Raw genomic sequence first — 15,431 nt, 5'->3', positions numbered from 1 at the left:
AGATAGCTCGCGTTAGTCAATCCCAAACACCTGAGTGCAGGCTGCTTTGAAGGTCGTCTGAAAACCCAAAAAGCAGCCTGTACTTTTCAGACGACCTCAACAGGTAAACCCTTCCCACCCTTACCCACACCAATAATTTCCATCTAATTTTCCCCACATACAATCCCCGCAAACGGCACAGACCGCTTTATATTCCCATCCATAAGGAACAACCAAAATGAGAAATCTCAAACTGACCTTAGCCGTCTTTTTCGTCGGCATATTCGCTTTATGGCTGTTTGCCACGCTATTTCCAGACAAGTGGGTGTATTTCCCATACGCAACATATTATTACAGTTCACCGGCAGCACCAGCATACTGGCCATGAGTGCTTGTATGATTCTTGCAGTACGTCCCAAAATGTTGGAAGGACTATTTGGCGGATTGGATAAAATGTACCGCCTGCATAAATGGTTGGGTATCGTTGCCCTTTCAGGCAGCATCCTGCACTGGACCAGTAAGCAATTCCCCAAATGGCTGGTAAAACTCGGACTGTTTGACGGCAAAAAGCCGCCGCGCCCACCGATGCAGGAAGTCTTGACTTTAAAAGATTGGTTGGTTACCCAGCGCCATTTTGCAGAAGAAGTGGGTAAGATTGCTTTTTACGTTGCAGTCGTCTTATTGGTTATCGCACTAATCAAACTTATTCCCTACCGTTGGTTTGCCAAACTTCACATCTTAATTGTCCCAGTCTATCTTGCACTTGTATGGCACACCATTGTATTGGCAAACTTTGCTTACTGGGCTCAACCACTTGGCTGGTTGCTGGCTACCGCCCTATTCTTCGGTAGTATTTGTTCACTCCTCGCCCTCTTTAAACGCATTGGTAAACCGTAAACGGCAACAGTAGCTGCCATGAACCAAAGCGGCTCCCTGCTTTCACTTACTTTGAATGCGCTAAAATGGCAGGGACACCAGGCCGGTCAATTCCTCTTTTTGCGTGCACATGGAGAAAGCCATCCATTTACCATCGCTTCCAACTGTAATCCTGAAAATCAAGAAATCAATCTTATCATCAAAAACTTGGGAGACTATACCCATCTCCTGTCTCAACGTTTGAACATCGGTGATACCGTTCAAATTGATGGTGCATATGGCCGCTTCAATTTTTCAGATAAAAATGAACAAATTTGGGTGAGTAACAGTATTGGTTTTACGCCTTTCAAACGATTGACTGGTTCCATGCCGATAGAAATTTATCTGCAGAAATAATCGACCAATGGAAAGATTTAGCTCAACAAGCGAATGTTACGTTCCACTATATTCCTTCTGAAACTCAAAGATTGTCCGCTGATCATATTGCACAAGGCGTTCAGAATAGTGAAACTCGCAGCCTATGGCTTTGTGGTAGTCGTAGCTTTACAAGCAGTATTGCAGGAAATCTTAAGACACGCTCATTGCATAAAGAGCTGTTTGAATTCCGCTAAATGAACCTGATGCTTTTAAGTAGTAAAGCATTAAGGCCGTCTGAAAGATTTTCAGACGGCCTTTAAGCCTTCACCTTAACAACATAAGCCTACGGTTGCTTTTTATGTTTCGCACATTCTATATCATCCAAATGATATATTACTTCAATTGCGTCATGTTCAATATCAAGTTTTGATAGGATTAAAATCAATACCCGTAATATAACGTTGTCCAGCATGAGCTTTAATGTGTACAACAATATCAATGGTCTGCCTAAGAAGGTTTTTAATAACTTCAAACTCCAGACCACTTCCTTCTGGTGATGCTTTTACCATTAATGCTAATTGATCCCATGTTTGTTCCGTGCTACCAGCATGGCAACTTGTAATAGATCCCGGGTGTCCAGATGCACAATTTCGAATAAAATAAAATGATTCGTCACCACGTAGCTCTGCTAGAATAATTCTATCCGGCTTCATACGCAGACAGGATTCCATACAACTTTTTGCCGTAATATTTGAACTACCTTGTCCACCTTTTGAGTAAAGCAAATGAACTACATTTTCATGAGGAATAAATAGCTCCCTAGCATCCTCAATGCTGATTAGTCTCTCACTTAAAGGAATGTGATTAACTAATGCTTTCATAAAAGTAGTCTTACCACTGCCAGTTGCACCTGAAACGACTATATTCTTTTTATATTCAACGGCTTTTTTAAAAAATTCCTCGTAATTCCGATTATTTTTCAGTTCAACTAATTCCTTATCTTGAGGAGACAATTCTCCATTTAATTCAATAATCTGACTAAAGAAACCATCTTTGCTATACTGGCTTAAGCTCTTAGTATGTTTTGATGGTAGACGGATTGTAATTGAAGCTTTTCCTGCATCACAGGCAGGAGGAATCACAAATTGGGCACGTTGTCCTGTTGGGAATGTCAACGATACCATCGGCTCCGCTTCCGTAATTCGCTGCCCAGTATTACTTTCATTAACAACAGCAGTACAGAACTGACGTGCCCTATCAAAGTTTAGCGTATTTACTTCTACCTTTTTCCAACCATGAGAGGTTTCTAAAAATACCTCTCCTGGTCTATTAATACAAATCTCAGTCACATCAGGATCTTTTAAGAAAGAGGTAATTCCCAATACTTCGTATTGATAATCTAAGAAATCTGCTGAAATTGTTGAGTTTAATTCATCCATGTTTAAAATAAGTTTATTCAAAAATTTAATTACAATAATACTTGAACCTTAGGTGTATTTTTCATTTTAGCCTAAGAAATACTCAGCCCTCTGGCTTGTGTTAACTGCTTTTGTTGTGTTTCTAATTCAAATTGCTGAGTTGTTGCTTGTACTTTGATAATACTCTCCTCTATCGGAGTAACCGCAGCTTTCTGCATATCCACAGAAGCAGTTCTTAATTCAGGAGCCTTATCACCAATAAGAATATGTCCATTTTCTTTGATATTAATAAGAGACGCACCTCTCATCTTGTTTGCGTACCCTTCAGCAGCCAGTGCCATAGCAATATTATCTAGGCTTCTTTCATCGTAGATAATATCTTTTTTATTACAGAATTCAGTAAAAATTTTTTTACTCTGCTGATAGATATTTTGGGCATTTTGTGGGATTGCTTCCAAATTCAAAGGCTGATTAGTGTACATATCATCCCCATTGCTAGGAGCTGGAGTATGAGCCATGTTGGTATTCCGAGGTTGACGCAAAATCTTAATACCATCTATTCCCGTAGCAGAATGTACTCTAACAACATCATTATATTGGCCTGTTTTTTGGCCTGTTTTTTGTTCTTTTAAATGAATTCCTAAATCACCATTTTTGAAATTTTCAATTTTAAGACCATTTACATCTAATGTCCCTGTATTTCTATCCCATTCATATACCATTCTAGAACTGCGGTAAACAAAACGGTCTGGCTTAGATAAATCGCGTACACCTCCCTGTAATATATAACCATTTAATGACACTTCACCCTTGCCGTCTGAATCTCGGATAATATCTGAATTGTCAGCACGATATTTGTCATATCCTTTACCACCAAACAATTTATCTCTTCCAGAATTACCAGCTAAAATATCATTGCCAGTACCACCAATCAACACATCATTACCACTGCCGCCTAATAAAATATCATTTTGATTAGTACCTTTTAAAACATCATCTCCGGCATCTCCATACATATATGCACCACTTTTTAAATAAGTCTTAGATCTGCCTATCAATAAACTATCACGACTATATGATCCATCAGCAACGACTTTATTGTTACCCCTATTTCCAAAAGTGTCATAATTTGCCATATGTTTAACAAATAATTGTTTGAAATTGGGGCTTAAGAATGCCTCTTTAAAGTCTTTGGAAAAATTGGTACGGGTATTCAGGAAATATTCAATATCAGTTTCGTAATAAGTCATTTTGATTGATCCAGTTCCATTACTTGGGTTCATACCATACATATTCTGGCGAGCAATTAAATCTTTAACCTCCCCAAAACTCTTACCTTTAATGTATGGGTAAAGATCACCACTAATTCCTGTACTATATGCCCTACCATTATATCTTTCTTCGTAAGCAACCATACGCGCTTCGTTAAAGATCGCCTCAGCTTCTCCATAGCCTCGTGCTTGAGCATAAGCCTTAGCAGTATCATAATAACTAGCTGATTTAGCTTGATATTTACCTAATGCATGGCCTACCTCATGAGACATTGTTCTAGCGGTACTATATCGGAAACTTTGTTCAAAATGAATACTTTTATTTTCTGGATCATAATACGCTCCTTCACGATTTTTTGGAGCAGGTTTGATATGTCCCCCTTTACTAGCGAAATGGTTAATTTGCTCCACTAATTCTAAGTTTTGCCTTATTCTATCTAGTTCAGACATTTGATTATTAAATCTTATTTTATGAAAACCAAGTGTCATCAATTCTGCTTCTGCTCTTTTATTCAGTATAATCTTTGGCATCCTAAAACTCCTTATGGCATTGGGCTCATTTTAAGATTGCTACAAAACTCTAAAGCTAAAATTGCACCTCCCCCAGAATTAGTAGCAATTATTTCACGGCCTGATTCTCTCCAATAATAATCTAGTCTTTCTTTTATTGAATCATCATCTTTTCTTTTGGCTGAATACTCAAAATCTAAATACATCCCCTCAGGTATTTCATGTGTCATAGGCTTTGGAAAAAATTTAGGGAATGCATTTTCAGGAAATATGCTACCTATTTTATCTAGGTACTCTTTTGTTTGAGTAATATATAAACTAGATTTAAGTTCAGTATGCCTGAAAACGACATACATACCTATAGATGAATGAATATCTTGATTATGTTGCATATCATCATATGCTTCTATTACGGGTATTTGCCAAATCTCTTGTAATTCACTCGCGTACATCGTATAAAGGCAGTCATCTTTAAATGCCGTATCATACATCTGCTTAATTAAATCATCCCGATTTTCCACTTTGTGCAACATACTTCGGCAACGATTGCGCACTTGTTCCATAGTTATTTCCTTTTGTATATTCTGCATCTTGGAAGAATCCTTAATATTTTTATTACTAATCTGCGGAGTACAGGAAGTCATCAAACATACTGTTAATATGGCTGTAATTGCCAATAGCTTCATAGAAATTCCTTTTTAGTCATTTTGCAAATTTCATTTTCAGACGGCCTCGAACTTTCATTACTATTACCGTTTTCCTTTTAACGAGGCGACCTTTACTGACCCCATCAATCGTTTAGTAAATGTCCCATCTTGGTAATAACGGATTTTCCCCACTTGCGCCGGATGTGACATACCCTCGTAAAGAATAATTTCCTTATCTTGGCTCATTGCCTTTAACTCTTGCGGCAACATCAGTGCGCGGCGCTCTTCGCTTTCCGAGACACTACGTTCGCGTCCACGGCTGACATTTTTTCTTTTCACTGTGGTATAACCCAGCATTTCGGAGTATTCGTTTGCATCCTGCTGTTCTCTAGGTGTATAAATGATTTGCAAAGCATGGTTAGTGATAATAGTACGCGCATATTCTTTGCCATAGACAGCATCCAGCTGGGCGACTGACTGGATAATCGGAAATAGGCGAATGTTATAGCCCGCCATATAACTGACAGAATGAGCAATGATTTCAACTTTACCAATACTTGTGAACTCATCCATTAACAGCATACATTGGTGTTTCAAATCTGGGTTGTCCTGAGGTAACTCTTTCGTATTCTGGTTGATAAGTTGAGAGAAAAAGAGGTTAACAATGACCCTTGATTCAGCAAGCTTGTTAGGAAGAATGCCGATATAAATAGTCATTTTCTTTTTACGTACGTCAGTCAACAGAAAATCATCAGCGGAAGTGGCGGCATCAATGACGGGATTAATCCATGGGTTGAGAGGTTCTTTAAACGTACCCATGATAGAACCAAAGGTTTCTTTTTCCTGAGAGATTAAACCGGAAAAAGCAGTTTTTGTAGCCTCGCTGAGATATGGTTGTTGTGATAAAGATGTAAAATACTCCTTGAGCTCTGTTCCATTACCTGATGAAAGGCGATATATTTTCCCTAATGTACAAGCTGGCTCATTTTCTTTGCCCTCCACAGAAAAGTCAGCCATTGCTTCATACTCATCAAAACAATAAAGTGAAAACGCCAAAAACGCATTTCTTGCCTGCGCTACCCAGAACTTATCACGGCTATCTCCATCAGGATATAGCATTGCAGCTATCGACATTAAATCCGATACTCGCTGGTCAGGATCAGAAGAAACATAGGTAAACGGATTCCAACGGTGTGTCCTTCCATCTTCGGCAAACGGGTTGAACAAATAGACTTCCTGACCTAATACTTCTTTGCGGTAGCCGCTAGTTAAATTGAAGTTCTCCTGTTTGATGTCCAAAACAACTACCGATCCTTTATAACTTAACAGGTTCGGAATAACGATGCCGACACCTTTACCCGAACGTGTTGGCGCTGCCAACAATGCGAATTGCTGGCCATTGTAATGTAACAATTTGCCGTTGTATTTACCGACGACAATTGAAGTATCCGTTTGTTTGAAAAATCCTGCTTTTGTCAAATCAGCCATCCCGGCAAATCGTGCTTCCCCATGAAGACTTTGGGAAGCTGTACGCCAAATAGGAATTAAACCAAGCAAACCAATCAGAAAAGTTAAACCAAATCCAACAATTCCTGATGTTTTAATTTGCAGTGAATATTTAGCAACCTGAGGAATATCCAACGTATTATAGTATTTGAACCATGTTGTAAGTAGTAAGGGCGTTTTATCTAAGCCTAACCATTGCAGCAGGATAAAGCCTGAAAGGTAACAGCCTAATATGAAAGAAATTAATAGTAAAACTACCGTAATAATAGATTTGTTTTTTAGAGTCATTTCAATACCTGTAAGTCAAAGGAATAGATTGTTTTAGATTTCTAGTGAAGATATTAGTTTTCAGACAGCCTAAGGTGATGATAGAAAGCTCAGTTCTACTGATGTGTATTATGAGAAATTTATCACTCTCTTTTAGTGCTATCCTTAGTAGTTTTACTGTATATTTGAACTAAATATTTTTGAAATAAGTTTACGCCTATTGCATCATAATTATGATACACCTCTATATACAAACTCTTAGCACTATATTTAACAATAGAGCTATAGACTGTATTAGAACAAGAGGCTTTATCAATAATTCCTCTTTGTGATGAAAGCATAATAAGTAGGCCGTCTGAAAAAACAGACGGCCCTTTAAATTACTGCATAACCGAACTGAAATCAATGTCCTGGGCAGTATAAATATTAATCAAGGTCCCTTGATTGATCGTTACTGTATTGGGACGAGCATTATTTCGCTCAAGTTGATTGATAGCCTGTTGCTTCAATGCATTGGCTGTTTCACTCTCGTAAGGATTAGTGGTAGTTGATGAGCTGGTTGTAACCGTTTGTCCTTGTGGCCCATATTCAGAAGCAGCGTATTTAAAAGTATCTGAAATCAGACTGATTAATAATGCCGATGCCAAACGTGACCCCCAGTGAGACTTAAATTTACCAACATGCCCAGCAGCTCCTAAATTATCTACACCAGGAGATTCAAGTGTTACATCAATCCCTTCAGGTGTTATGATTCGATTCCAGATAACCTCCATTCGTGGGCCGGTAGGATTGCTAGAACCGTATTGTCCCATTACCTTCGAACCTTTCGGCAATAAGAGATATTTCCCACTGGCAGAGTATACAGGCTCAGTGATGATACAAGATGTAAATCCTTTTACTTCAGAAACAATTTTAGTCTCTAATACACAGCGCAAATAAGTACCCTGTAGAAGTAATTTATCCCTGTTATGCATATAACGAACAGCATTAGCTTGAGCTATACTTGCTCCCGATTCTTTCTGGGCAGCCTCTCCATCTTGAACAAATGCAGAATTCATATTATTAGCATACATATTTCCTGCTGGCATGACAGACTCTACAGGAATATTAGAAGTCATAGATGGAGGAGTCTCTACCGAAGGTGATGAGGGTATTTCTATTGGTACCATTTTGGACTCAGAAATCTCAGTGGTTGTAGGAGTTTCCGGATCAGGCTGCTTTTCATCCAACAGAGAAACTGGTGGAGTTTCCATAACTTGAGGCTCCGGATCTGGAAGATCTGGAACAGTAACTACCTCAGGGCGTGATGGAGGAGGGGCTTCCTCAGAATCACTGAATTGATGATAGGCAAATGCACCTAACCCAGCTAAACCAAAACCTGCCGCTATAATAAAAGCAATTGCTTTTTTGTTTACGGTACGATCAATTGGAGTATTCAGCTGAGGAGCATTTTCCTCAAGACCTGCCAATTGTTCTTGCTCATATTGGCTTGAATACAAGTTTTTTGATGATTCGCTATCTTCGTGATGCTCATTATTCAGCTTATCAGACATTCTTAATTTCTCCTCAACCCAACTACATCATTTCCATGTCTCAAAACTAAAAACGGATAAGTTCCATGGACAATAATCACGTTACCTTCAACATTGCTATTCAAGACAAATTCAGCACCTTTTTCTGATTTTCTCCCATAAACAGTAGGAAAATCTCCAGTAAATTTACCCTTATTCAAATATACATATGTAAACATACCATCATCATAAACTTTTAAAGGAACCAACCAGAGGGACTTATCATGTGCTGCCACATCATAATTAGTATTGTAATTTTTAGAAGAATCATATTTCAGACTATAACCAGCTAAAGTAGTAGTCCGAAGACTGAAATCTGTAGAGTCAGGATATCTGAATTTAACTTGATAATTTACTCCTTTAGTTGATGCATCAAGTAAGTTACCGACAACATTCTTCATGACTTTAAGTTCAAAAATATATTGATGTGTCTGAGTGCGTACAATAAGATTCGTGTCAGCCGCATCAGATTTCGGACGCAGATAAAATACATTTTCTCGGCGCACTAAGTCCCAACCATCACTCAGACCTGCACCAAAATCTTTAACCTTTTCACGAGAATCAAGTTCAATTTGTGTCACCACACCCAGCGCAGTATAAACAGGATATGTTGTATTTTCTTGAAACGTATATTCTTGAATAGCTGCAGCATAGACGCTTCCTTGAAACAGCAAAGTCACTGTTGCTAATAAAACTATTTTTTTCAACATTATTAATTCCCACTTTCAACAGATATAGGAGAAGTACCGGGGACAGCATTGTCTACAGACGTAGGAACTTCTGATTGAGGTACACTTTGTATTTGTCGTTGTGTCTGCTTTTCTTGTGATATCCCACCAGAAAGATAATCTGAGGACAGATCTTGAACAGGAGATTCACTAGCATCAGGATCAACACGATAAGACAGCACTTGGAATCCCAAAGGATTTTTCAACCTATACTTTTCATCCATCTTCAAATTGCTATTATAAGTGTAGGTTAGAGTGGCAACATTACTATCAATAAATGTCGACATACCTGTACTTTTATTTAATAAAAACCTTTGGAATCTAACTGTTGCACTGGCATCACGCCCATCAGCCTTTCCACTATTATTCAGAACGATACTCAAAATTTTAACACGAATTGATTGTGTAGAACCATAAATATTGAATGGACTATTAGGGTTACCTTTATTCATCTGATTACGATAACTGTCAGACACACTTGACACCGACATAGAATAAACGGTAGCCCAATCATTATCATAAATAATTTGACTATCAAAAGATTCTCTTGCAATAATAAAGTTGGAAATATTACTCTTATTTACCGCCTCATTTTTGGTAATATCTAAATTATTCCAATCACCAACCAGTTTAGCAACTGTTGCCTGTCCTGTATAAACATCAGCCATGACAAGATAAGGTTCTTTTTCTTTCAATGGTAAGATATAAAATATCCCTCCAAGTAGACATAAAGAAGAAAAAGTAGAAACACCGGCAACTACCCATGCCCTTTTCTCACTTTTCTTACGGATATCTACCAAAGTTGTTTCAAAATCCAAAGATTTTTTTACAGCTTTTTGAATATTGCCATTGGCAGCATTTTTATTTGAATTAAACATATGTTTCCATTTTAGTTTTGAGTTTTTACTAATTTCTCATGTCTTTTGTTTTCGCTGTTTTTTACAGCATTCCCCATTTTCTTATGCGCCATAATGACACCATTTTGAGTATAAAAAATCATTCCCTTATCCTCATAGAGTCTAGATAATTCATCTAACGCATTTGCAAGATTGGCATTTCGCACAGTCAATACCTTCTTGTACAATGTAAAATCAAGCGTATGGTCGTAAACAACAGGCATTTTTGCCTCCTCACCCCAACGCTCTAACAAACCTTTTACAGTTGTATCAAGTTGTGTTACCTGATAAACATGAGGTTTAACAAGAGGAATTTCAGTTACCTTATCCGGCAGTTCATTTATTTTTTTCCATGAATTCGGAAAATTTGGAGCAGATTGGTTTGCACAACCCGCCATTAGCACGCTAACAGACAGTAGCAACGTTCTAAAAAAAAGCATACATAACACCTTATATAATAACTCTAGTTATAACCAAAACATCTCAAATATTTCAATCATAATTTATGTTTGATCATTTTTATTGATTAAAATCTTGTTAATTATTTTAATCTGTGCTAAATTTCGAGTCAATACAAATTCATATTTTCATCTCTACATCATGTTTTTTTCCTGCACTGACTTAGCTGTTCCACATGACGTCATGCACCATGTTGTGAAGGTTGAATCCTCAGGTAACCCATATGCCATAGGTGTTGTAGGTGGCCGTTTGCAGAGACAACCAAAAAATTTGGTTGAAGCAGTTGCCACAGCCAAAATGTTGGAAGAAAAAGGATTTAACTTCTCCTTGGGATTGGCTCAAGTCAACCGATACAACTTAAAAAAATATGGGTTGCATTCCTACGAACACGCATTCCAAGCATGTCCGAATGTTAAGGCTGGCTCACGCATATTGCGTGAATGCTACAATCGTGCAAAAGACTGGGGTAAATCTTTCAGCTGCTATTACTCCGGTAACTTTGTAACTGGCTATAAGCATGGATATGTACAGAAAATTTTTTCCTCAATGGGGCATAGAAAAAAAGTTTTACCGCAGAATGCTATTCCTGTCATCAACAATGCCGCAAGTGCTCTTCCTCCTATGACGCAAATGACGGCACAACAGCCTAACCGCCAAACATTGACAGCTATCACTAATCCACACTCATATCTGGCTACTGCCCCAAAAAACGAATATCGTCTACAAGGCAATAATGCTGCGCGACTGCAAAGCAATATTTATACAGATAGTGCAGCAATCTTCTAGACAATACGATTTTTTTCCACATCAACCTGTAATAAACATAAGGAAATTTCAAATGAAAAACACTCAAATTCAAAAAAAATCCCTCTTTACTGCTGAAAACGTTGCAACAGCAGCTTTTGTTGCCGCAGCATTTTTGGCACCTACAGTGGGGCTAGCAGCAGGAGGAGATCCTGACTTTACTAAAGAAGGTGGTGGCGCTTGTACATTTATTAGAAATATTCATACCGTATTAAATCTAATGTCTGTTGCTGTTGTAACCATTGCCATTATTTTTGCCGGTTATCAAATTGCTTTTGCGCACAAACGTATTTCCGACGTTGCTCCTATTTTAATTGGTGGCGTACTGATTGGCGCAGCGGGTCAAATTGCAAAAATGCTGGTTGGTAATGCAGATTCTTGTTCTGCTACTAAAACAGCAATCATGATGCAAGTAATGCAATTTTTTGCATAAGAAACACCATGCAGAAGAACATCGTTTTTCGAGGATGTACGCGACCGGCTACCTTTCTAGGTGTCCCTTATATACCTTTTTTTGTAGGGGCCGGATCAGGATTGCTGATGGGCATGTACTTCAATATGTTTTTTTTGTTGACCATACCCTTTATCATCCTAATTATGAGGCAAATGGCCAAGAGGGATGATATGATTTTCCGCTTTCTTGGCCTACGTCTGAAGTTCAGACTTAAAGCTCGAAACCGAGAAGAGTTTCCTGATACATGGTGCTTCTCTCCCAACGAATACCGTAGAACTCCTCCCAAACAATGACAACAAAACACCCGATAGGTACACTTACCTATCGGGGCGTTACAACACAAAAAATAAGCAAAATGTTTACTCCTGACGCATCAATCAGTCAATTCGTATCCCTTTCCACTCATGTCTCGCCAACTATCGTTAAAACTAGTGGTGGCGACTACCTAACAACATGGCATCTCTCTGGCCTTCCCTTCGTAGGCCGTGAAGAATGGGAGCTTGAACACAAACACAATACATTTAACCGTCTGCTCCAATCCTTGCGTGCACCGGACTATGTAAATGTTGCCTTTTGGGTGCATGACATTCGACGCCATCGCAGTATCGATTTGCGTCCTCAATTTCAAGAGTCTTTCAACCAAAGCCTCTCGGATCGTTATTTCTCTCGACTTTCTCAAGAAAAGCTCATGAATAACGAGCTTTACTTGACCATGATCTATCGCCCAGTTGTTGACGGTAAAAAATTCGTTGATAAATCGGGCAATATCGATCGTCTCAAAGCCGAACAGGAACAAGCTATTGGTACACTCAACGAATTGGCAACCAACCTTGAAGCTGTTCTAAAAGACTACCATCCATACCGACTTGGTATGTACGAAGGAAAAAATGGGGCTGTATTTTCCGAAACACTTGAACTTTTCGGTTACATTCTTAACCGTGTTAACGAGCCAGTTCCTGTTCTTCCTGCACCTGTTTACAACTACTTACCCCTTAGCAGACATCTTTTTTCTGCTAAAACTGGCGACTATATCGTCCGTACTCCGGAGGGTAAAAACCACTACGGTGCCATACTTAATCTTAAAGAATATCCTGATAGTACCTACCCTGGGATACTGAATGGTCTCAAATATTTGGATGTTGAATACGTCATCACCCATAGCTTCAGCCCTATGAGCCGATACGATGCTATGAAAACACTCGAGCGCACTCGTGGTATGATGATCTCTTCCGGCGACAAATCCTTTACCCAAATTGCAGAACTCGACCATGCAATGGATCAGCTCGCATCTGGCAATTTCGTTCTTGGCGGCTACCATTTTAGCCTTGCTATCTATGCCGACAGCCAAGAGCAGCTTTCCCAAAACATTGCCTCTGCTCGAGCCGAACTTTCCAATGCCGGCTTTGTAACGACTAAAGAAGACTTGGCCGTCTGTGCCGCATATTATGCCCAACTTCCAGGTAACTGGAACTACCGCACCCGTATCGCCAACCTCTCATCTTTAAATTTCTTGGGCCTTTGCCCCCTCCATAACTTTGCTACTGGCAAACGTGAGGGCAACCCATGGGGGCAATGTGTTACCGTTCTTCAAACAACCAATGGTCAGCCTTACTACTTCAACTTCCATGCAACCCTTGAAGGTGAAGACTCCGAAGGTGAAAAAGCCATTGCCAATACTATGGTCATTGGTAAATCCGGTACCGGTAAGACCGCTCTCATCAACTTCCTCCTCAGCCAGGTACAGAAATACGATCCAAAACCTACCATCTTCTTCTTTGACAAAGACCGTGGTGCCGAAATCTTCGTCAGAGCCTGTGGTGGTGCCTATATGGCACTGGAAAGCGGTCAGCCGACTGGCTTTAATCCCTTCCAATGCGAAAATACAGAGGCAAATGTCCAATTCCTCTGTGGCCTTATGAAGCAACTGGGTGGCAAAGCACACTATTCAGCAGCAGAAGACGACGACATCCTGCGCGCCGTGCGAGCCATGCTTGATACCCCACCAGCGCTGCGCAGTATTTCCAACTTCCAAAAATCTCTCCCCAATACTGGCGATGATTCTCTCTATGCCAATATTCGCAAATGGACTCGTGGAAACAGCCTTGGTTGGGTGTTTGATAACCCTCAGGATAAAATCGACTTCAGTGGAGCCAACATCATTGGCTTTGACTACACCGATGTGATTGAAAACCCACAGGTACGCGATCCAGTTATCGGCTATCTTATCCATCGGATGGAGGAGCTTATCGATGGTCGCCGTTTCATCTACATCATGGATGAGTTCTGGAAAATCCTCGATGGCGAAGGTGGTTTGAAAGAGTTTGCCAAAAACAAACAAAAAACCATCCGTAAACAAAACGGTATGGGTATCTTCGCTACCCAGTCACCGGAAGACGCCCTCAAAAGCGACATTTCTGCTGCACTGATTGAACAGACCGCCACCATGATACTACTGCCTAATCCAAATGCCGACAAAAAAGACTATATTGACGGATTGAAGCTGACTGACTCCGAGTTTCAAGTTGTCAAAAGCCTAGATGAGCGTAGCCGCTGTTTCTTGGTCAAACAGGGTCATGCGTCGGCAGTATGCCAGCTTAATCTGCGTGGATTTGATGATGAACTGGCAGTCATTTCCGCCAGTACTGACAACATTGATATCATGGATAATATCATCAAGAACGCAGCTGAACATTTAGGCGTCGGTATTGATGCAGTAAAACCACAAGATTGGTTGCAGACATTCTATGAAGAACGCAAAGGCTCAGGTAAGAAGACTGCAACCAATATAATGCGCAATGCGGAGTAAGCCAACACAGCTAAAAAAATCCTAGGCATCTGTCTGAAGAAGTCAACTGATTCAAATAGCCTTAGGAAAGGTTTTAAAATATTAAATTAATTTAAGAAAGATTTAATGATGATGAAAAGCAAGATGAAACAGACGATTGTTTCAGTATTGATGGCAACCCTTTTAATACAACCTATAACTTCTATGGCATGGGTTGACGGTGTTGCAGCAGGACAGCGCGCAATTGAATTTGCTTTAACAACGGCCCAAAGGGCAAAAGAAGTCATTCAATGGGCAAAAGAATTGCAGAATTGGAAAGCCAATTTAGATAATTATATTCGAGGCGGAATCCGTAAATTATTGGGTATTGAATTTAATGATAAATTCACTATGAAAGACCTAGAGGAGTTGTTAAAAAAACGTCAACAACGTTGTACCAGTTTGGGCAATAGCCAATCCCGAGCTTTATGTAAACAAACTCTTGATATTGAAATTAAAAAAGTTAATATATACGATAGAATGGATAAAATGATTAAGCGTAATTTTTCAAGATTGGATGCTATGGTTTCCGAATATGAAAGCATACGCCGACAATCTAATTCTTCAGCAAAAGCTGAAAGTAAACAACAAGAAATTCTAGCCTACATTCAAAACTTTGAAAATCAACTAAAAATTTATGAACAAGAACTCAAAATGTTGGATATGCAACAGGATGTACTGCAAAAGGCTCGTGTAGAAGTTGCTAAAGATCAAATTCGTAGCACTAATACAGCACGTACAATTGCCCAAGGTGCAGTTATTGCCACGCTTAAATACCAAACAAAGGACTATAAAGATAAAGCAGAAGCTCTGCGCGGAGAAACTGCAACCAAATCCAATAAGAATTACGTTCGATAAGGTGAA

Annotated in this window: 15 protein-coding genes; 7 read left to right on the top strand and 8 right to left on the bottom strand. The window is 39.3% G+C overall.

Annotation, left to right across the window (positions count from 1 at the left end; translation table 11 throughout):
- Positions 1 to 375 precede the first annotated feature (375 nt).
- Together ACTHTS_RS05435 and ACTHTS_RS05430 are read left to right on the top strand one after the other, a co-directional pair.
- The gene (locus ACTHTS_RS05435) at positions 376 to 876 is read left to right on the top strand and encodes a ferric reductase-like transmembrane domain-containing protein (RefSeq protein ID WP_440369445.1); all 501 of its coding nucleotides are present in this window, start codon (positions 376 to 378) and stop codon (positions 874 to 876) included.
- Between the two features lie 18 nt (positions 877 to 894).
- Positions 895 to 1,251, top strand: a complete 357-nt coding sequence (locus ACTHTS_RS05430) for an FAD-binding oxidoreductase (RefSeq protein WP_440369444.1) — start codon at positions 895 to 897, stop codon at positions 1,249 to 1,251.
- Positions 1,252 to 1,631: 380 nt separating this feature from the next.
- Here ACTHTS_RS05430 and virB11 read toward each other — a convergent pair whose 3' ends face one another.
- The 8 genes from virB11 to ACTHTS_RS05390 form a co-directional block, all read right to left on the bottom strand.
- Positions 1,632 to 2,651, bottom strand: coding sequence for a P-type DNA transfer ATPase VirB11 (gene virB11 / locus ACTHTS_RS05425; protein ID WP_440369443.1), 1,020 nt, complete (start codon positions 2,649 to 2,651; stop codon positions 1,632 to 1,634).
- Positions 2,652 to 2,722: 71 nt separating this feature from the next.
- Positions 2,723 to 4,432 (bottom strand): calcium-binding protein, encoded by a 1,710-nt coding sequence (locus ACTHTS_RS05420; RefSeq protein WP_440369442.1) that lies wholly within the window; start codon positions 4,430 to 4,432, stop codon positions 2,723 to 2,725.
- A gap of 11 nt (positions 4,433 to 4,443) precedes the next feature.
- The gene (locus tag ACTHTS_RS05415; protein WP_440369441.1) at positions 4,444 to 5,097 is read right to left on the bottom strand and encodes a hypothetical protein; all 654 of its coding nucleotides are present in this window, start codon (positions 5,095 to 5,097) and stop codon (positions 4,444 to 4,446) included.
- Positions 5,098 to 5,160: 63 nt separating this feature from the next.
- Entirely contained in the window at positions 5,161 to 6,852 is a 1,692-nt protein-coding gene (locus ACTHTS_RS05410; protein ID WP_440369440.1) for a type IV secretory system conjugative DNA transfer family protein, read from the bottom strand.
- A gap of 359 nt (positions 6,853 to 7,211) precedes the next feature.
- Positions 7,212 to 8,384: a TrbI/VirB10 family protein gene (locus ACTHTS_RS05405; RefSeq protein ID WP_440369439.1), complete on the bottom strand. Its 1,173-nt coding sequence runs from the start codon at positions 8,382 to 8,384 to the stop codon at positions 7,212 to 7,214.
- 2 nt (positions 8,385 to 8,386) lie between these two features.
- Positions 8,387 to 9,112, bottom strand: coding sequence for a TrbG/VirB9 family P-type conjugative transfer protein (locus ACTHTS_RS05400; protein ID WP_440369438.1), 726 nt, complete (start codon positions 9,110 to 9,112; stop codon positions 8,387 to 8,389).
- 2 nt (positions 9,113 to 9,114) lie between these two features.
- Positions 9,115 to 10,008 carry a virB8 family protein gene (locus ACTHTS_RS05395; RefSeq protein WP_440369437.1) on the bottom strand — a complete coding sequence of 298 codons (894 nt, stop codon included), beginning with the start codon at positions 10,006 to 10,008 and terminating at the stop codon, positions 9,115 to 9,117.
- A gap of 11 nt (positions 10,009 to 10,019) precedes the next feature.
- A complete protein-coding gene (locus ACTHTS_RS05390) occupies positions 10,020 to 10,466 on the bottom strand; it encodes a hypothetical protein (protein ID WP_440369436.1) in 447 nt (148 codons plus the stop codon).
- Positions 10,467 to 10,560: 94 nt separating this feature from the next.
- On the opposite strand from ACTHTS_RS05390, the gene ACTHTS_RS05385 reads away from it, so the two are divergent.
- The 5 genes from ACTHTS_RS05385 to ACTHTS_RS05365 all read left to right on the top strand — a co-directional run bounded on the left by ACTHTS_RS05385 (position 10,561) and on the right by ACTHTS_RS05365 (position 15,425).
- Positions 10,561 to 11,271 carry a lytic transglycosylase domain-containing protein gene (locus tag ACTHTS_RS05385; protein ID WP_440369435.1) on the top strand — a complete coding sequence of 237 codons (711 nt, stop codon included), beginning with the start codon at positions 10,561 to 10,563 and terminating at the stop codon, positions 11,269 to 11,271.
- A gap of 52 nt (positions 11,272 to 11,323) precedes the next feature.
- Positions 11,324 to 11,722 (top strand): TrbC/VirB2 family protein, encoded by a 399-nt coding sequence (locus ACTHTS_RS05380; RefSeq protein ID WP_440369434.1) that lies wholly within the window; start codon positions 11,324 to 11,326, stop codon positions 11,720 to 11,722.
- 8 nt (positions 11,723 to 11,730) lie between these two features.
- Positions 11,731 to 12,036 (top strand): type IV secretion system protein VirB3, encoded by a 306-nt coding sequence (locus tag ACTHTS_RS05375; RefSeq protein WP_440369433.1) that lies wholly within the window; start codon positions 11,731 to 11,733, stop codon positions 12,034 to 12,036.
- Positions 12,037 to 12,098: 62 nt separating this feature from the next.
- Positions 12,099 to 14,549, top strand: a complete 2,451-nt coding sequence (locus ACTHTS_RS05370) for a VirB4 family type IV secretion/conjugal transfer ATPase (RefSeq protein WP_440369432.1) — start codon at positions 12,099 to 12,101, stop codon at positions 14,547 to 14,549.
- Between the two features lie 105 nt (positions 14,550 to 14,654).
- The gene (locus tag ACTHTS_RS05365; protein ID WP_440369431.1) at positions 14,655 to 15,425 is read left to right on the top strand and encodes a hypothetical protein; all 771 of its coding nucleotides are present in this window, start codon (positions 14,655 to 14,657) and stop codon (positions 15,423 to 15,425) included.
- The last annotated feature ends 6 nt before the right edge of the window (positions 15,426 to 15,431 follow it).

It is taken from the genome of Neisseria sp. P0019.S003, from assembly GCF_051957115.1.
Lineage (GTDB): Bacteria > Pseudomonadota > Gammaproteobacteria > Burkholderiales > Neisseriaceae > Neisseria > Neisseria flavescens_D.
Note: the sequence above shows the minus strand (reverse complement) of the source record. Positions and strands in the feature narration are given on the sequence as shown.

What these genes read in the sequence shown, in the direction of transcription:
- ACTHTS_RS05435 (WP_440369445.1), top strand. Translation starts at nt 376, where the DNA reads ATGATTCTTGCAGTACGTCCCAAAATGTTGGAAGGACTATTTGGCGGA.
- virB11 (WP_440369443.1), bottom strand. Translation starts at nt 2,651, where the DNA reads ATGGATGAATTAAACTCAACAATTTCAGCAGATTTCTTAGATTATCAA.
- ACTHTS_RS05405 (WP_440369439.1), bottom strand. Translation starts at nt 8,384, where the DNA reads ATGTCTGATAAGCTGAATAATGAGCATCACGAAGATAGCGAATCATCA.
- ACTHTS_RS05365 (WP_440369431.1), top strand. Translation starts at nt 14,655, where the DNA reads ATGATGATGAAAAGCAAGATGAAACAGACGATTGTTTCAGTATTGATG.
- ACTHTS_RS05395 (WP_440369437.1), bottom strand. Translation starts at nt 10,008, where the DNA reads ATGTTTAATTCAAATAAAAATGCTGCCAATGGCAATATTCAAAAAGCT.
- ACTHTS_RS05375 (WP_440369433.1), top strand. Translation starts at nt 11,731, where the DNA reads ATGCAGAAGAACATCGTTTTTCGAGGATGTACGCGACCGGCTACCTTT.
- ACTHTS_RS05370 (WP_440369432.1), top strand. Translation starts at nt 12,099, where the DNA reads ATGTTTACTCCTGACGCATCAATCAGTCAATTCGTATCCCTTTCCACT.
- ACTHTS_RS05410 (WP_440369440.1), bottom strand. Translation starts at nt 6,852, where the DNA reads ATGACTCTAAAAAACAAATCTATTATTACGGTAGTTTTACTATTAATT.
- ACTHTS_RS05415 (WP_440369441.1), bottom strand. Translation starts at nt 5,097, where the DNA reads ATGAAGCTATTGGCAATTACAGCCATATTAACAGTATGTTTGATGACT.
- ACTHTS_RS05390 (WP_440369436.1), bottom strand. Translation starts at nt 10,466, where the DNA reads ATGCTTTTTTTTAGAACGTTGCTACTGTCTGTTAGCGTGCTAATGGCG.
- ACTHTS_RS05430 (WP_440369444.1), top strand. Translation starts at nt 895, where the DNA reads ATGAACCAAAGCGGCTCCCTGCTTTCACTTACTTTGAATGCGCTAAAA.
- ACTHTS_RS05400 (WP_440369438.1), bottom strand. Translation starts at nt 9,112, where the DNA reads ATGTTGAAAAAAATAGTTTTATTAGCAACAGTGACTTTGCTGTTTCAA.
- ACTHTS_RS05420 (WP_440369442.1), bottom strand. Translation starts at nt 4,432, where the DNA reads ATGCCAAAGATTATACTGAATAAAAGAGCAGAAGCAGAATTGATGACA.
- ACTHTS_RS05380 (WP_440369434.1), top strand. Translation starts at nt 11,324, where the DNA reads ATGAAAAACACTCAAATTCAAAAAAAATCCCTCTTTACTGCTGAAAAC.